13 protein-coding genes are annotated in these 16,221 nt (G+C 68.6%); 7 read left to right on the forward strand and 6 right to left on the reverse strand.

Translation table 11 applies throughout. The annotated features are described in order from the left end of the window. The first annotated feature begins 503 nt into the window (after window positions 1-503). The 4 genes from ACFSDF_RS17960 (at window position 504) to ACFSDF_RS17975 (ending at window position 6,082) form a co-directional block, all read left to right on the forward strand. Window positions 504-839 (forward strand): helix-turn-helix domain-containing protein, encoded by a 336-nt coding sequence (locus tag ACFSDF_RS17960; protein ID WP_167003265.1) that lies wholly within the window; start codon window positions 504-506, stop codon window positions 837-839. Then, window positions 826-2,082, forward strand: coding sequence for a type II toxin-antitoxin system HipA family toxin (locus ACFSDF_RS17965; RefSeq protein WP_167003263.1), 1,257 nt, complete (start codon window positions 826-828; stop codon window positions 2,080-2,082). Before ACFSDF_RS17960 ends, ACFSDF_RS17965 begins: the two co-directional genes overlap by 14 nt. Window positions 2,083-2,219: 137 nt before the next feature. Continuing rightward, on the forward strand, window positions 2,220-4,835 hold the full coding sequence (locus tag ACFSDF_RS17970; RefSeq protein ID WP_377158594.1) for a hypothetical protein: 2,616 nt from the start codon (window positions 2,220-2,222) through the stop codon (window positions 4,833-4,835). After that, window positions 4,832-6,082 carry a hypothetical protein gene (locus ACFSDF_RS17975; protein WP_167003258.1) on the forward strand — a complete coding sequence of 417 codons (1,251 nt, stop codon included), beginning with the start codon at window positions 4,832-4,834 and terminating at the stop codon, window positions 6,080-6,082. Before ACFSDF_RS17970 ends, ACFSDF_RS17975 begins: the two co-directional genes overlap by 4 nt. Window positions 6,083-6,094: 12 nt before the next feature. On the opposite strand, the gene ACFSDF_RS17980 is transcribed toward ACFSDF_RS17975, so the two are convergent. Both ACFSDF_RS17980 and ACFSDF_RS17985 read right to left on the reverse strand, forming a co-directional pair. Further along, on the reverse strand, window positions 6,095-6,850 hold the full coding sequence (locus tag ACFSDF_RS17980) for a hypothetical protein (RefSeq protein ID WP_167003256.1): 756 nt from the start codon (window positions 6,848-6,850) through the stop codon (window positions 6,095-6,097). 106 nt (window positions 6,851-6,956) lie between these two features. Further along, window positions 6,957-7,514 carry an RNA polymerase sigma factor gene (locus tag ACFSDF_RS17985; protein ID WP_167003254.1) on the reverse strand — a complete coding sequence of 186 codons (558 nt, stop codon included), beginning with the start codon at window positions 7,512-7,514 and terminating at the stop codon, window positions 6,957-6,959. Between ACFSDF_RS17985 and ACFSDF_RS17990 the strand changes: the two genes are divergently transcribed. From ACFSDF_RS17990 to ppk2, 3 genes are all read left to right on the forward strand, one after another. Beyond that, entirely contained in the window at window positions 7,513-8,442 is a 930-nt protein-coding gene (locus ACFSDF_RS17990; RefSeq protein WP_243842953.1) for a serine/threonine-protein kinase, read from the forward strand. The genes ACFSDF_RS17985 and ACFSDF_RS17990 overlap by 2 nt on opposite strands. A gap of 125 nt (window positions 8,443-8,567) precedes the next feature. Next, window positions 8,568-9,809, forward strand: a complete 1,242-nt coding sequence (locus ACFSDF_RS17995) for an ATP-binding protein (RefSeq protein WP_243845101.1) — start codon at window positions 8,568-8,570, stop codon at window positions 9,807-9,809. 42 nt (window positions 9,810-9,851) lie between these two features. Next, window positions 9,852-10,673 (forward strand): polyphosphate kinase 2, encoded by an 822-nt coding sequence (gene ppk2, locus ACFSDF_RS18000; RefSeq protein ID WP_167250621.1) that lies wholly within the window; start codon window positions 9,852-9,854, stop codon window positions 10,671-10,673. A gap of 9 nt (window positions 10,674-10,682) precedes the next feature. Here the strand turns inward: ppk2 and ACFSDF_RS18005 are convergent, their stop codons facing one another. The 4 genes from ACFSDF_RS18005 to ACFSDF_RS18020 all read right to left on the reverse strand — a co-directional run bounded on the left by ACFSDF_RS18005 (window position 10,683) and on the right by ACFSDF_RS18020 (window position 16,176). After that, window positions 10,683-11,204: a sunset domain-containing protein gene (locus ACFSDF_RS18005; RefSeq protein WP_377158598.1), complete on the reverse strand. Its 522-nt coding sequence runs from the start codon at window positions 11,202-11,204 to the stop codon at window positions 10,683-10,685. Between the two features lie 185 nt (window positions 11,205-11,389). Beyond that, entirely contained in the window at window positions 11,390-12,322 is a 933-nt protein-coding gene (locus ACFSDF_RS18010) for a hypothetical protein (RefSeq protein WP_167003247.1), read from the reverse strand. Then, window positions 12,319-12,657 carry a PadR family transcriptional regulator gene (locus tag ACFSDF_RS18015; protein WP_167250625.1) on the reverse strand — a complete coding sequence of 113 codons (339 nt, stop codon included), beginning with the start codon at window positions 12,655-12,657 and terminating at the stop codon, window positions 12,319-12,321. The genes ACFSDF_RS18010 and ACFSDF_RS18015 overlap by 4 nt, the downstream gene beginning before the upstream one ends. A 96-nt stretch (window positions 12,658-12,753) precedes the next feature. Next, window positions 12,754-16,176 (reverse strand): helicase-related protein, encoded by a 3,423-nt coding sequence (locus ACFSDF_RS18020; RefSeq protein WP_167250628.1) that lies wholly within the window; start codon window positions 16,174-16,176, stop codon window positions 12,754-12,756. Between the last annotated feature and the right edge of the window lie 45 nt (window positions 16,177-16,221).

A 16,221-nucleotide genomic window follows, 5' to 3' on the forward strand; every position in this document is an offset into this window, starting at 1 on the left:
GAGCGTACCGGCCGCGCATTTCATCGCGCGGTGAGGGAAAGGCGTGACATCACCACGCGGCGTCACTAACGTCGCGGAGACCGGTCTGTGCCCTGCGAACGAGAGGCCGCCCCTTGCGTCCCGCCGATGCTCCCGAGCTCGGGCACGTTCGCGGAGGCCGGGACGCAGGACACGGTGTTCGTCGGGCTGGCGAAGGACGCCGACAACTACCTGCTGTTCCGCTATCACAACCGCTTGAACCGAGCCGGCTGGGATCTCCGGGCCGACGGCCGACGTCGGGGGAGTGTTCGACTTCCGCGACCCGGCCGTACGCGCGCAGTTCCGCTACGCCGTCAGCGTCCGCCTCGACGACGGGACGATCACCCTCGACGGCGTCACCGCGAGAGGCACGCGCCGCACCTAGGGGAGCAGCGCCGCGTTGGAGATCATTCACATCGGTGCGCGAAGCGCGTTAAAGTGACGTTTATAGCCTTAATCATCGCTTTAACGACTGTGGAGAAGTCATGACCAAGCGTACGCGGATGCTCGGGCGCCCGACCCTGCAAGCCGTCGAGGCCCTCGGCCACCAGGTAGCCGCAGCTCGTCGCCGTCGCGGCTGGACTGCGGCTGAGCTCGCCGAGCGCCTTGGTGTGTCTCCCGGAACTGTGCGCAAGATCGAGAGCGGCAATCCAACGGTCGCAGTCGGTCTGATGTTCGAGGCTGCCGTTCTGAGCGGAGTGGAGCTGTACGGAGTGCAGCCAGGAACGCTCGGCGAGGTCGTCGCACGAACGGCCGATCAGCTCGCGCTCCTGCCCCAGCGCGTGCGTACGCAGGAGGTCGAGTTCGATGACGACTTCTGAGCGCGTACCTCGGCAGGTCTTCGTGTGGGTGTGGCTGCCTGGCGCCACCGAGCCCGTCGTCGCCGGGCGGCTCGACCACGCCGGTGACCGCATCGTCTTCACCTACGGGCGGTCGTATCTCGAGCGTGCGGACGCCCTCTCGCTCTACCTCCCTGAGCTCCCGCTGCGCCGGGGCCCGATCGAGCCTGTCGGCGCGCTTCCGATCGCCGGCGCGATCCGTGACGCCGCGCCGGATGCTTGGGGAAGGCGGGTGATCCTCGCCGCTCGCACCGGTCGGCTCTCGGCCGCCAGTGACGTGGGGGAGCTCGACGAGTTCACCTACCTGCTCGACTCCGGGTCGAACAGGATCGGTGCGCTCGACTTCCAGCGGTCGGCGCGGTCGTACGAGGTGCGTGACGATCACGCGAGCCTTGCTGACCTGCAGGACGCAGCACAGCGCCTTGACGCCGGCGAGGTCCTTCCGCCTGACCTCGCCAGCGCGCTCGAGCATGGCACCTCTGTGGGTGGTGCGCGGCCGAAGGTCCTTGTCGACGACGGTGGACGCCAGCTGATCGCCAAGCTCTCGTCGTCGAGCGACGTCCTTCCGGTCGTCAAGGCCGAGGGGGCCGCGATGGAGCTCGCTCGCCGCGTGGGACTGTCCGCACCGCGCACCGAGGTCATCGAGTCACTTGGCCGTGATGTCCTGCTCGTCGAACGGTTCGACCGTACGGAGGTGCCGGGGCGGCGGAGGATGCTCGTGTCGGCGCTGACCATCCTTGGCCTGAGCGAGTTCGAGGGCCGGTACGCCACGTACCCGGACCTGGCATGGCAGATCCGTCAACGGTTCACGGACCCGGCAGCGACCCTGCGCGAGCTGTTCGGCCGGATCGTGTTCAACGTGTGCATCAGCAACATGGATGACCACGCGCGCAATCACGCCGCGTTCTGGGACGGCGAGAGGCTCACCCTGACCCCGGCGTACGACCTCGCGCCGATGGCCCGGACTGGTGCGACAGCCGCGCAGGCGATGGCGATCGACACCGAGGGACGGCGGGAGTCGAGGCTGCGGGTGTGCCTGGAAGCGGCGCCCATCTACCAGCTCACCCGGGCTCAGGCCGCCGACATCGTCGAGCGAACGGTCACGACGATCCGCGAGTCGTGGGATGACGTCGCCGACCTTGCGCGGCTGACTGCGGTAGAGAAGCGGGCGCTGTGGGAGAGGCAGTTCCTCAACCCGGCGATCTTCTTCGACGACGCCGGCTGATCTGCTCGTCGACGGCGTCCGGAGGCGGAAGGACATCAGTTCCCTCACGACACCCTCTGCGACCGCTTCGCGCAATTCCCCTCGTCGGCCGTCAGTTCTCCCTAGCCTGCATGGCACCGACGCACACAGGGGGATCCATGAAAGCGGTCAGCACGGCCGGCCAGAGGTTCATGCTGAACGCGCCCGTCAGCGGTGGCCCGTTCGCAGCGTTCACGGTGGAGTCGTGGGTGCGCCTCGCCCAGCTCGACGGGACGTACGGCGCCTTTCCGATCGCGGTGATGACGAGCGGGTTCGCCAAGCTCGCGGTCGGCGTGCGTGCCGTCGCGGTAGGTGCGCGATGGACGGTGCTGGTGGGTGACATCAGCACCGATGCGCCCGTGGCCAACGCCGAGGTGGCGTTCGACGCCCCCGGCGGCACGATCGGGCGGGACGGGCACGGCTTCAGCGCCAGCAGGGAGGTGCCGGCGAACGACAGCTGGGTCCGCGTGTCGGTCGCCGTCGATGGCACCGTGATCGAGCTGTCCCTCGACGGGACGCTGGTCATCAGCCTGCCCACCACGATCGCGGGTGTGGGTCTGCCGATCAATGACATCGAGTTCAGCAGCGTCTTCGGGGACCACTTCTCAGCGACGTGCGATTTCGCCGGTGGCCGACTCTGGACGCGTCGCCTCACCCCGCAGGAGATCCGCCAGACGGCCAATCAGGACTCCGTGACGGATCACGATGTGCCCGCCGAATGGTTGGTCGACTCCGCCGTGCCCTGGATCGTCCGCAAAGGCCCGGCTGCTGACCAGGCGATCAATCTCTACCCGCCAGGGCTGGACCTGCGGACGGTGATCGTCGACGCTTCGGAGCTGGGTGACGTTCCGACCCTCAGCGAGCCCATCCCGGCGCCGCCCGCGCAGCCGCCGGCGCGGACGCCGCTGCCACCCGAGGTTCCGACCGTGCCGGTACCCGAGGGCGACGCCGACCGCATGACCATCTCGCAGAAGCTGCCCGACAACGTCGTCCACACCGGCCGTCGCGTCGTCGAGCTCGCGGTCCAACCGGCAACGGCGCCCAAGCAGGATGTCGCGCCGAGCACGAGCACGAGCACGAGCAAGCCTCTCGTCGCGCCCGCCAGCACACCCGGCCAGACGGGGCCACCCAACGTGATCTCTGGACCCTCGTCCTCAATAGGGTCAGGCCCGGGCGGAGGAGGAGGCGGCGGAGGAGGAGTGCTTCACCCACTCACGACCCACGACGACTACCGCCGCCAGGAGACGGATCGCCCCGCCCGTACGCAGATCGCGCTGCGGGACGACATCGTGCTCGCGCAGACGATCGGCTACCTCAACCCCAACTCCTTCCCCCTGATGGCCGGGTCGATGGACGGCGTCACCATGGCCGGTGTCAGGCTGGCGCTGAAGGGTGTGGACCCCGACAAGCTCGCCACAGCGATCCTGGACTCCAACAGCCAGCTCGTCGTCTATCCGAGCGCGGACGGGTCGTACCTCTGGCGTCTCGTCCCGCCAAGGACGGCGACCGAGCCGCGGCCCCGGCTGCTGTTCATCGAGACCTACAGCCTCACGAGCTTTCTCGGCCGGTACGGCGCCGGCCGCACCCTGAAGACGCTCACCCTGCTGCCGGGCGAGAAGGTGCGCATGCAGGTCCGCAGCTATCACCGCAAGTCCGTCACGTCCGCCCGAGCGTCGTCGGTGCTGGACTCCTCCAGCCGTGAGGCCGAGTCGGAGTTCGAACGTCTCGCGATGCAGGAGGACTCGACGAGCAGCGACATTGCCAGCAGCTTCGAGTACCACGCCGACATCGAGGCGAGGGGCGACGCGACGTGGGGGTGGGGGAGCGCGAGCGTCGACGTCTCCGGCGGCGTGAAAGGCAACAGCACCGCCGATCGGGAGACCTTCGCCAAGTCAACGGTCAACGCGCTCGACAAGCACACGTCACGCGCCTCGGCCGCCCGAGAGGTCTCCGTGACGACCGCGGATGAGGTCGCCGAGGAGTCGTGGGAGGAGGCCGACAACGAGCGGGTGCTCGAGAACATCAACCTGTCACGCACTCTCAACTACGTCTTCCGGCAGATGAACCAGGAGTACCTCACCGTCCTTCATCTGACCGACGTCAGAGTGGCGTACTTCGACGGGCTGCGAGAGTCCCGTGATGAGGTGCCGTTGCACCAGGCAGAGATCCTCATCGCCCGCCACAGCGACACCCTCGACCCCGCGAGCGCACGCGCCGAGGTCACGCGCGAAGTCAACGCGATCACCGGAACAAACAACCTGCAGAGCGACCAAGGCTTCATCCTCTCGAGCGCGGAGACGAGGGGAGATGCGTCGTCCCGCCACTACCGCGTGAACCTCGCGCACACCAGCGCGGTCACCATCGATGGCGAGCCGGCCGGGTTCACCGTTCCCGGCATCGTGCTGTCGACGAACCGAACGGTGATGCGCACCGACGGTGTCATGGTCGACGCCTACATCGGCACGGGCAACGCGCTCGACACCTACTCGACGGTCCTGCAGGAGCAGGAAGCCCGCCGCGTCACGCTGGAGAACGACCAGACGGAGGCGATCACCGCCATCCTGAGGTCGGCCGGCGGCGCGCAGGCCAGCGAACTCGACGGCTACACGAAGCTCGTCGAGGCCGTCGCCCGGTTCCGCAACGGATTCCCGTCACCGCCGCTGCAGATCGCGAACCCACAGCTCGGGGTGCTCTCGGCGCCGCACAACGGCCGGCAGGCGCAGGCACCGTCGTGAGAGCGGTCGACCGCCCCGTGCAGACGGTGAAGCGCACGCCCAAGATGAGCTATGACGTTTACGGCGCGACGCTCGTCCGGACGTTCGGCGCCTACTGTGTCGCCTGCGAGGCGCCTCTCCCGTCCGGCGTCCAGGTCGAGCACCGCGTCGCCAAGCAGGCGAACACCAACGCCGCCGCGGCGGAGTTCGAGACGTTCGAGATCCAGTACGTCGTCGCGTGCGGGGCGTGCAACGTGCGCAAGTCGGCCAAGGTCAAGACGACGACCGGTCTCGGCGCCTACCTGTGGCCGGATGCTGTGAACACGTTCAGTGCGTTCCGGTTCGACGGCGACGGCCAGACCTCCGCCTACCAGGGCCTGGACGCCTTCAAGCAGGACCTCTTCTCCCAGACCAAGATCACCCTGAAGGTCGACAGCGAGCTCGAGGACGCCCTCACCACCCCCGGGTTCGCCGACCGTGCGGACGCCACCATCGGTCTCTGGGGACTCAATGCTCGGACCACCACCAGTGCCTTCAGTCGCGAACTCGCTGCCGACATGCGCGTCGCGAGCCGCAAGAACGCCTTCGCCGCGGCAGCGGCCGTCGAGGCCGGCACACCCGTGATCGCGGGGAACGATCCGTCCTTCCCGGCACCCGTCGCCTACGCGATCATCAGCACCGGGTACTGGACGATCTGGACGCACTGCTTCTTGCGGAAGGGGCGAGCCGACCTCGTTCAACGTATGTTCACCGACCCGATGCTCAAGGTCGCGTTCCCCAATGCTGCCAGCTGCGTCACGTTCGGCGACAACGTCCTCACGCTCACGCCTCACGCGGAGCCGCAGGCACTGGAGGACTTCCGGAACGGCAAGGCGTACAACACGATCGGTTACGTCACGAGCCTCGGGACGGAGGGGTCGGAGACCCGCAAGTACCTCGGCGGCCCCCCCGCTCGCATCGGCGCGCGCGGTGGGTCGAACAAGCGGGATCGTGACGACGACGATGACAACTCCGACACCCGCGAACGTCCCCTCAAGCGGGCGCGCCACGAGCCTGAGAGTGCTTCCTCGTACGACGAGCCGTCGAAGTTCGACGACTCCTCGGACGAGTCGAGCGACAACATGGACCTCGAAGACGGCTCGAGCGACGACAGCGACTCTGATGACGGCGACCGCCAGCGGATCACATCGTCCCCGGCGATCCGCACGACGGCGCTCAAGAACGGCGGGAAGGTCACCCGGCACAAGGCCGGGACGACGCGTCGGTAGGCCGTCGCGTCGCTAGTCGCCGGCGATCCTCGCTGCTTCCTTGGCCAGCAGCTCGACCTTCTTCTCGCCGACCGCGTCGTTGACCTCGAGCACACCGACGCGCTTGCCGACGTTGAACACGGCGTAGCCACCGGCCACCGAGTCGGAGTCGAACGCCGGGAAGTACCAGATCATGTGGTGCGGCTCGGAGGACACGAGCACCGGGTCGCCGTACCCGAAGTCGCCGCCCTGGATCGCCTCGCACTCATCGACCAGCGTCACGATCGTCTCCGCCGCCTGAGCCGCGAGGTTCGGGGTGTCCGTCTCCGCGAGCTGCTCGATGACGTACCGGCCACCGGCACCGACGAGCTTCGCGTCGATGCGCGTGACGTCGTCGCCGATGGCGTCACCTAGCTCGAGGTCGCCGGTGCATGGCCCGAGCGGCAGGAACGAAGTCTGCTCCTGGGTAAACGAGTGGCGGGTCACGTCGTAGTAGAGGCGCTCGCGGATGACGTTCTCCTCGCTCAGGGCGTCGGTCGTGGCCGGGTCTGCGGCCGTTGTGGTGGGGGACGTCGAGGGATCCGCGCTCGCGGGTGCCGTGGTCGCAGTGGTGGCGGCGGTCGTGGTGCTGGCGGTCGGCGCCGAGGTCGAGGTCGGCGCCGGGCTCGTGGCCGACGGCAGCTGCGTGCTCGGGTCAGCGTCGCTGCTCACCTGGACGACGGCGGCCGCGCCGCCGACTCCGGTCAGGACTGCGGCGGCGGCGGCGATGACGGCGTAGTCGATCCTCATGAGCGTTCCTCCTGCTGTGGGGGCGCTTCTTGCGCCCCTTCACTCCCTCTGATGCAGGCGCCAGCACTTTTGTTGGCGAGGGCGGCCAAGAATTTCTCCGCCGTGTTCACAGCGTCGTCCGAAGTGCCGCGCGCATGAACGTCCGCGCCGCGTGGATGCGGTCCCGTACGGTGCCGACCGACGTGCCCGTGAGGGTGGCGATCTCGGCGTACGGCAGCGCGCCGAGGTCGCGCAGCACGAACGGCTCCACGACCTGCGGCTTGCTCTGCTCCAGCTGGTCGAGCGCCTCCATGAGGTCGAGCCGCGTCCCTGCGATGACGCTGGTCGTCCGCGGATCGGCGGTCTCGGGAAGGTCCGGTACGCCGCGGTTGCTCGCGCCCTGTCGCATGCGCCGGTACGTCATCCGCGCGCTGTTCGAGGCGATCACGGTGACCCAGCCCGCGAACGAGCCCGTGCCCGTATAGCCCGCGATGTTCTGCGCGATCGCGACGAGCGCGTCCTGCGCCGCATCCTCGGCGTCCTCGGTGTGCGGCAGGAAGCGCGAGCAGCGCCGTACGACCATCGGGCGGACGAGCGCGAGCAGCTCCTCGAGCGCATCGGGATCGCCCGAACGCGCCCGCGCGACCAGGTCGTCCGGCACCTGGCCGGGGGAGTGGGAGCTCATGGACCACTATCTTGGCGGCATGAAGCAGCTCGGGCGCTATCGCCTGGTGCGTGTCCTCGGCTCAGGTGCGTTCGCGACCGTCTGGCTCGGCGAGGACCCCAACCTCGAAGCACACGTCGCCGTCAAGGTGCTCGCGGACAACTGGGTGCACAACGCCGACGTGCGCGAGCGGTTCCTCACCGAGGCGCGACTGCTGCGGCGTGTGGACGACCCGCGTGTGGTGCGGGTGTTCGACATCGGGGTCAGCGACGATCGGCCGTACATCGTGATGGAGTACGTCCCCGGTGGCACGCTCGCCGACCGGATGGACGGGCTGGACAGCCGCCAGGCACTCGCGTACGGGGTCGAGGCCGCGCGTGCACTCCACGTGCTCCACGAGGCCGGGGTCGTGCATCGCGACGTCAAGCCGAGCAACCTGCTCGTCGACGACCGTACGACGCCGCCGCGCCTCCTCGTCTCCGACCTGGGGAGCGCCAAGGTGCTCGCCGAGGCGTCCGGGCTCACTGTCACCACCGGCACGCCGCTCTACATGGCGCCCGAGCAGGCTCACCAGAGCGACGGCTTCGACGCGCGCGCCGACGTCTATGCGGTCGCCGCCGTGACCTACCACCTGCTCAGCGGGCGGCCCCCGTACGACGACTCCACCGCAGCGGCCGTCGTGGCCCGTCGGCCCGACACCAAGCCCGCGCCGATCGCGGCGGCCGTGGATCTGCCTGCCGAGCTCGACCCGCTGCTGGCGCGTGCGCTGAGCTGGGAGCCGAGCAAGCGACCCGCGTCGGCCGCCGCCCTCGCCGATGCGCTCGAGCGGATCGCGTCCGAGGACCGGCCCACGCGCGTACGACGCGAGGTGCCGACGATCCTCGTGCTCGTGCTGTGCGTCGTCCTCTTCTTGGCGGCCTTCGCGATCACCTACCTGCTCATGCGCTGACCACGGGGGTGGAATGCGCCCACGCGCGACCATTTGTCAGAGAGAGGGGCGTCCAAATGTTAAGTAGAAACCTGCCCATCTGTTAGGTTCGGGCAATGGCATACCGTCGCCGGATCCTCGATGACGTGCTCGATGAGCTCCTCCCTCAATTGGCCGCGATTGCGATCGAAGGTGCTAAGGGGGTGGGTAAGACCGCGACCGCCGGCGAGCGTGCATCGACTGTCCTGTCGCTCGATGACCCGCGGCAGCGGGAGGTGCTCACCGCGAACCTCGACCGCATCACGCAGGTGCCTCCACCAGTCCTCCTCGATGAGTGGCAGCTTCTCCCCGCGGTCTGGGACAGGGTGCGCCGGGCAGTGGATGACGACAGTTCTGGGGGGCAGTACCTCCTTGCAGGGTCCGCGGGTGTGGGGCCTGGTATTCGCCTCCACTCAGGGGCCGGGCGGATCGTGAGTCTCGCGATGCGCCCGATGGCGTTCAGTGAGCGAGGGCTCGTCGAGCCTATGGTCTCGCTCGGCGACCTTCTTACTGGTCGTCGACCAGACCTCGGCGGCGACGTCGATGTCGACCTTCCTGCCTATGTCGATGAGATCCTGCGGTCCGGCTTTCCCGGCATTCGCGACCTCTCGGGAAGGGCGCTGGGGGTCCAGCTCGACAGCTACGTGACCCGTGTCGTCGAACGCGAGTTGCCGGAGAACGGTGTCAACGTTCGTCGCCCCCATACGTTGCGCGCGTGGCTTGCCGCGTACGCGGCCGCTACCAGCACGGACGCCGCCTATTCGGCCATCCTCGACGCCGCGACGGCAGGTGATCACGACAAGCCCGCCCGTCAGACGGTCGACGCCTATCGCGATCACCTGCAGCGACTTTTCGTCCTCGACCCTGTCCCCGCGTGGCTCCCCGTGTTCGCCCCGCTCAAGCGGCTTACCCGTACGCCCAAGCACCATCTTGTCGACCCGGCCCTCGCGGCCCGGCTCGTTGGCGTTGGCAAGGAGGCCCTGCTTCGCGGCGACGGCAGTCGAGCGTCAGCGTCGACGGGCACCTGGCTTGGTGCGCTGTTCGAGTCGCTTGTGACGCAGAGCGTGCGGGTCTACGCCGCAGCAAACAACGCAGGCGTCGGCCACCTCCGAACGAAGAGCACAGATCGCGAGGTCGACCTCATCGTCGAGGGGGAAGACCGGCGAGTGGTGGCCATCGAAGTCAAACTCGCTCCGACGGTCGACGACAGAGACGTACGCCATCTCCACTGGCTCGGTGCGCAACTCGGCGAGCGGGTTGCCGATCGGATCGTCGTGACGACCGGACCTTACGCGTACCGCCGGGCTGACGGCATCGGAGTGGTTCCGCTGGCGCTTCTCGGACCCTAGTGACACCCGGCCGGATCGCGCCCGCGGCGTTATCGTCCCGTCATGAGCGCCGCAGCGAAGCAGCCCAAGCTCCCGACGAAGGTGTACGAGGCAGAGCTCGCGCGCTTGCAGATCGAGCTGGTCAAGCTCCAGGAGTGGGTGAGGACCACCGGGGCGCGCATCGTGGTGCTCTTCGAGGGCCGAGACGCTGCCGGCAAGGGCGGCACGATCAAGCGCATCACCGAGAACCTCAACCCGCGCATCGCCCGCATTGCCGCGCTTCCCGCGCCGACCGAGCGCGAGAAGACGCAGTGGTACTTCCAGCGCTACGTCCCGCACCTCCCCGCGGGCGGGGAGATCGCGCTGTTCGACCGCTCCTGGTACAACCGCGCGGGTGTCGAGCACGTCATGGGCTACTGCACCAACGAGCAGTACGCGCTGTTCATGCGCCAGGCACCGGAGTTCGAGCAGATGCTGATCGAGGACGGGATCCTGCTGCGCAAGTACTGGTTCTCGGTGTCCGACGCGGAGCAGCTCAAGCGGTTCCGGTCGCGGGCCGGCGATCCGATCCGGCGCTGGAAGCTGAGTCCGACCGACATCGAGTCGGTCAACCGCTGGGAGGAGTACTCGCGGGCGAAGGACGAGATGATGGCCTACACCGACACGGTGACGAGCCCGTGGTTCGTGGTCGAGTCCGACAGCAAGAAGCGGGCCCGGCTGAACATGATCGCGCACCTGCTCTCGACCGTCCCATACACGGAGGTCGAGCCTCCCCACATCAAGATCCCCGGCCGCCCAGCGGCGACCGGCTCGTACGAGCGTCCGCCGCGGGACCTGTCGACGTACGTCCCGGACCACGTCGCCGAGCTGCTTCGCGAGGGGTGAGCGGCCGGGCTACACCTTGGACTTGCGGTAGCCGGCAGCCTTCGCTGCGGCCTCGGTCCGGAAGCAGTCCTCCGGCTTCGTGCGGTCGTAGAAGGCCTGGTCCGGCAGGTGATAGATCATGCTGCTCGCGTTGCCCTTGATCGGCGCCCAGGACGGGCAGTTCCACTCCGATATCGGGTCGGTACGGTTCGGGCGCTGCCCGCGCCTGATCGTCAGCTTCTGAGACCGGGTGCGCTTCTTGAAGGCCGAGTACTTCCGCTTGCCGTCGACGATCGTGAATGTTCGGAACCTGACGCGGGTCCTAACACGGTATGTGCCTGGCTTGAGGCGGACCTTCGCTCTGTTCTTGGCGACGATGCGCCCGTCCTTCTTGACGGTCAACGTCTTCGACGCGACGGCCACCTGCCCGCGTACACGCACGACGGGCTTCACCGTCATCTTGCCCCCGTACGGGGCGGTCTTCGTCGCGATCTTCTTGACCTTGACCACAGGTCGAGGAGCTGCTTCGGCCGGGACAACCGTGGTGGCCACCAGACCAAATGCTGCGGTGGCGGCGACGGCAAGCGCGGTGGCACGGCGCGTCAACGTGCGCCTGGTGGTGTTCGCGTGAGGAATCACTGCTTGCTCCTAGTCCTACCCGAGGGACTCCCGAAAATGAGCGGTCCTACGAGCCTAATCAGCGGCGGCGAGATGTTCAGGCGTTCTGCCAACTCGGCTCAGCGACTGGCGCGCCGCGCCTTGAGGACGCCGTCGATGACGTCCCACGCGGTGACGACGAGCACGCCGACGAGGATCCCCTGCGTCACCTGGTCGAGTGTCGAGGCATTCCACCCCAGACGCTCGACCAGCTCGGGGTTGAGGAAGTCACCGCTCTTCAGTACGGGCACCGTCACTGCGGCGAAGGCCACGCCGAGCGCCGCGTTGACGCCTGCCGCGGTCCAGGTCCACCCCTTGACGTGGACCCAGAGGGTGAACAGGATCTCGAGCGCGATCAGGCCGAGCACGATCGGGATCCACGACCCCCACAGCATGGGATCGAGGACAGCGATGCTCTCGCCGTCGATACGGACCGGCGAGCTGGTCTGCTGCCCGATCAGCAGGAACGCCATGACTGCCAGGTACACGAGGCTCGCGATCGTCTCCGCGTACGGCCGGCCGGAACGGGCCGTGGCTGGGAGCTTGTCCACGGTCCAGCGCTCGGTCACCTCGCCCTCACCGACGCCCGACCACTCCAGGACGGCGAAGACAGCCGTGACCCAGAACGCGATCTGGATGGCGGCGCTGATCATGACGCCGACCGCCCCGATCAGCGTCGTGGCGATGTTGTCGTCGGACGCGACACCGCTGATGATGTGCACCGTGCCGACGATGGGGAGGACGATCACGAGCACCAGGACGAGGAGGCGCAGCCACGGCATGAAGTACCGCGGCCCGATCAGCCGCGGCTCGCGGCCGGTGTACTTTACCGCGACGAGCAACGGGTCGCCCATCTCCTCCAGCACCTCGCGCTCGACGGCGGCGGAGTCACCGCGCGCGGCGACCGTGTCGGCGATGCGCTCACGAAGCTCGTCCCCGACATCGCGACGGGTCTGCCCCGGGAGCCACCGCGTGGCGGCGTGGACGTACCTGTCGGTCAACGTGGTGGTCATCGGGTTCCTCCGGTGGTGAAGCGCGCGAGCGCAGCGTCGATGTCGTGCCATGCGGCGGTGAGTGTGTGGGCGAGCTGGTCGCCGTCGGTGCTGGTGCGGTAGAACTTGCGCGGCCTCGCCTCGTCGGTGTTCCACTCGCTGGTGAGCAGGCCCTGCTTCTCCAGGCGGCGCAGCAGGGGATAGAGCGTGTTGCCGTCGACCGTGATGCCCGCGTCGTTGAGCGACTCGAGCAGGCCGTAGCCGTAGCCGGGTTCACGCAGGGAGACCAGGCTTGCGAGCACTACCGTGCCGCGCCGCAGTTCCTGCAGATGCTGTTGGATCAGGTCGTCGTCCACATCACGCACTATACAGTACGGCGCACTGTATGCGCATCTCGTACACCCTTCGCCGGTCGAGGCGGGTCTACGCGAGGGGGCGCATGCGAGGAGACCTCAGTGCGGCTCTCGGCCCTTCGCCCACATCTTGTCCCAGCTCGCCCGGTGCCCCGTGGCCTCGAAGCCGCCGAGGTCCACCCCGGCGAACGGATCGTCGAGATAGCGCACGTCGTCGTACGCGGCACCGCGCGGATCGACGCGGACCATCGCCAGCCGATAGCGCGGGGCCGCGTTCTTGCCGGTCACCACCTCGTTGTGCGTGACGAAGAAGTCGTCGGCGCCGGCGATGCGGGCCTTGACCTCGATGCGGAGCGTGTCGCCGTTCGGCTCGGTGCTGAGCACGTCGTAGCCGGGGTTGTTGAACGCCTGCTCCTCCGGCGCCCGCCCCAGGCGCTGCTCGCACGCGAGGACGAGATCGACACCTCGCCGCTCGACCTCCTTGGTGGCGACCGCGTGCATCGGCGCGTCGCCTGGCAGTGCATCGTCGACCGACGCGAGGGGCAGGACGAGCGCGGCGGTGACGATCCGCGGCGGCTTCGTCGACATCGACGCCTGCTTGTCGAGGGTCGCGAGGCGGCGTTCGAGCCTCACCTCGAGCTCGCGCGCCTTCCGACGCAGACGCTCGGGCGACTCCGCACCCCTCTCGCCGCCACGCTTGCTCGCGGACGCGGCGGCCGCATCGCGGACGAGCCGGTCGCACTCGCTGCTCAGCCGACCGGTGACGAGCGTCCGGGCACGCGCGAGCTCGCGTGAGCGTACGGGCTGGACCTCGGCGAGGTAGGCCGGCAGCTGGTGCGCGATGATCCAGCTCATCGCCTTGGCCTCGGCGTCCGCGAGCCACGGCCATGTGCGGGCGTCAGCGGTCTGAGGGCCAGGCGGCGCGGCGAGGCAGTCGAGGTACGGCGCGGGTCCGGCCGGTGTCACGACACCCTGCTCGTCGGCGTACGCGTATCCGAACCGCTTGGCGACCGAGCTGCCGGTGGCGTCGACGACCTCCTCGATCACCCCGACGAGCAGCTGCGGCCGGTCGAGCGTCGCCGACACGAGGACCGTCCCGCGCTCGAGGCATCCGCGCAGCAGCGCGATCGCCTCGTCCATCACCGCGTCGTGGAGCGCATGACCCGGAGCCAGGAGCTCGGCACGATCGTGCCCGGCCGCCTCGGCGGAGGCGAGGTCGAACGTGACGCGGTGATAGCGCGACGAGACCGGGCCGCGCCCCCTGCTCCGGATCTGCGCGGGGACGTGCGCGATCTCGTACCGGCCGGTCTCCCGTCGCGCGAGTCGCCCGCCCAGGCGCGCGAACGCTCCCTTGAACGCCAGCTCGATGTAGTACGGCTGGAGACGGCGCGCCTGGGCCTCGTCCATCTGTCGTCTCATGGCAGCGAGTTCGGCCTCCGACATCGAGTCGTGCGCGAGCGCGTGCTCCGAGAGGAGCTCTCTGATCCCGTCGGCGACTCGGTGGTCGATGACCTCGTCCATGCTCGCGCGCACGGCGGGGTCCTCGCCGTACCGGACCGCCTCCATGAGGAGATCGCGCAGCGGTGTCTCGTCGAACGCGCTGCCGAGGATGTCGTAGACCTTGCCGCCGTACGCGGCGCGCTGTTCGTCGATCTTCTCGAGCAGCCGCTGGAAGACCTGGCCCTCTCGGGTATTGCTGGCGACCAGGTTCCAGAGGTGGCAGACCTCCGTCTGGCCGATGCGGTGGATGCGTCCGAAGCGCTGCTCGAGGCGGTTGGGGTTCCACGGGAGGTCGTAGTTGACCATCAGGTGCGCGGCGTGGAGGTTCAGCCCCTCCCCAGCGGCATCGGTCGCGAGGAGGATCTGAGCCTGCGGGTTGGTGGTGAACTCCTCGGTGATGCGCCTGCGATCGGATCGTGGCACGCCGCCGTGGATGGCGAGCACCGCGTCCGGCCTGCCGAGGAGCGACGTGATGCGCCGATTGAGGTAGTCGAGAGTGTCGCGGTGCTCGGAGAAGATGATGAGCTTGCGCGGACGACCGCCCGGACCGGAGGTGAGGGCCTCCGCCTCGAGGATCGTGCGCAGTTCGGTCCACTTGCGGTCGGTGCCGGCGTCGCGCACCCGCCTGGCCGCCTGCGTCAGCGCGGCGAGCTCGACCAGCTCCGCATCAAGCTCGCGCACCGTACGGGACGCCGTCGCGGCATCGACCAGCTCGTCCTCGAGCTCCTCGAGCTCGGCGGCCGCATACTCCTCGTCGTCGGAGAAGTCCGGCGGGTCCGCGAGCTCGGCCTCCCACGCGTCGACACCGGCGAGGATCTCCTCCTTGCGGCGTTCGAGGCGCGCGGTGCGGCGTACGAGGGAGCCGTAAATCGCCTCGGAGCTCGACGCGAGCCGTCGCTGCAACACCGTGAGTGCGAAGCCGACGGTGTTGCGGCGCTTGCCGTCCAGCCGGTCGGCGCGGTTCATCCCGTCGCGCACGTAGGCGGTGACGGCTTCGTACAGGTCGAGCTCGAGCGCGGTCAGTGCGTACGGGACGGTCTGCGCGATGCGTTCGGGGAAGAGCCGCCTACCGTCGAAGGTGAGCAGGTCCTCCTTGACCATGCGGCGCATGACGCCGGTGGTGTCGGAGGAGTGCAGGTCCTGCTGGTACTTGCCCTCGAACCGGTCACGGTCGAGCAGCGTCAAGAAGAGCTGGAAGTCCTCCTCCTTGCCGGAGTGGGGCGTCGCCGTCATCAGGAGGAAGTGTCGTGTCGCGCTCGCGAGGCGCTCGCCGAGGAGGAACCGCTTGGTCTTGCGGACCTTGCCGCCGAAGTAGTGGGCGGCCATGCGGTGCGCCTCGTCGACGACCACCAGGTCCCACTCGGCGTCGGCGAGCTGGGCCTGGAGCGCCTCATTGCGCGTGAGGTGGTCCATCCGGGCGATGAGCAGCGGGTGCCGCGCGAACACGTTGCCGGACCCGACCGCGTCGACCGCTTGGGGGGTGAGGAGGTCGAACCGCAGGCCGAACTTGACGAAGAGCTCGTCCTGCCACTGCTCGACGAGCCCGCCCGGCGCCACGATGAGACACCGACGGACGTCGTCGCGGAGCAGGAGCTCCTTGATGTAGAGGCCCGCCATGATCGTCTTGCCGGCGCCGGGGTCGTCGGCGAGCAGGAAGCGCAGCGGTGTGCGGGGGAGCAGCTCGCCGTACACCGCGCGGATCTGGTGGGGGAGCGGCTGCACATCGCTGGTCGCGACCGCGAGCATGGGGTCGTGCAATCCGGCGAGCGTGATGCGCTGCGCCTCGGCGACGAGCGCGAAGTCGTCGGCCGGGGCGTCGAACGGGCGACCGCCGGAGTCCGCCGAGCCCAGGGCCGCCTCGTCATCGCGGAAGAGCACGCGTTGCGAGAGGGCACCGGAGACGCTCTTGTAGGTGACCTCGAGCGCGTCGCCGCCGTGCCACTGGGCAGCGAGAACGAGCACGGCTTCACCAGGCACCAGACCGGCGATGCGCACGCCGGCGATGACCTCTTCGAGCGTCAAGGTCGAATTCCTCCCGAGATGGATTGCGGCCCGACTCTAGCGACG

Origin of the sequence: Mumia zhuanghuii (assembly GCF_042681565.1) — a bacterium.
Taxonomy (GTDB): domain Bacteria; phylum Actinomycetota; class Actinomycetes; order Propionibacteriales; family Nocardioidaceae; genus Mumia.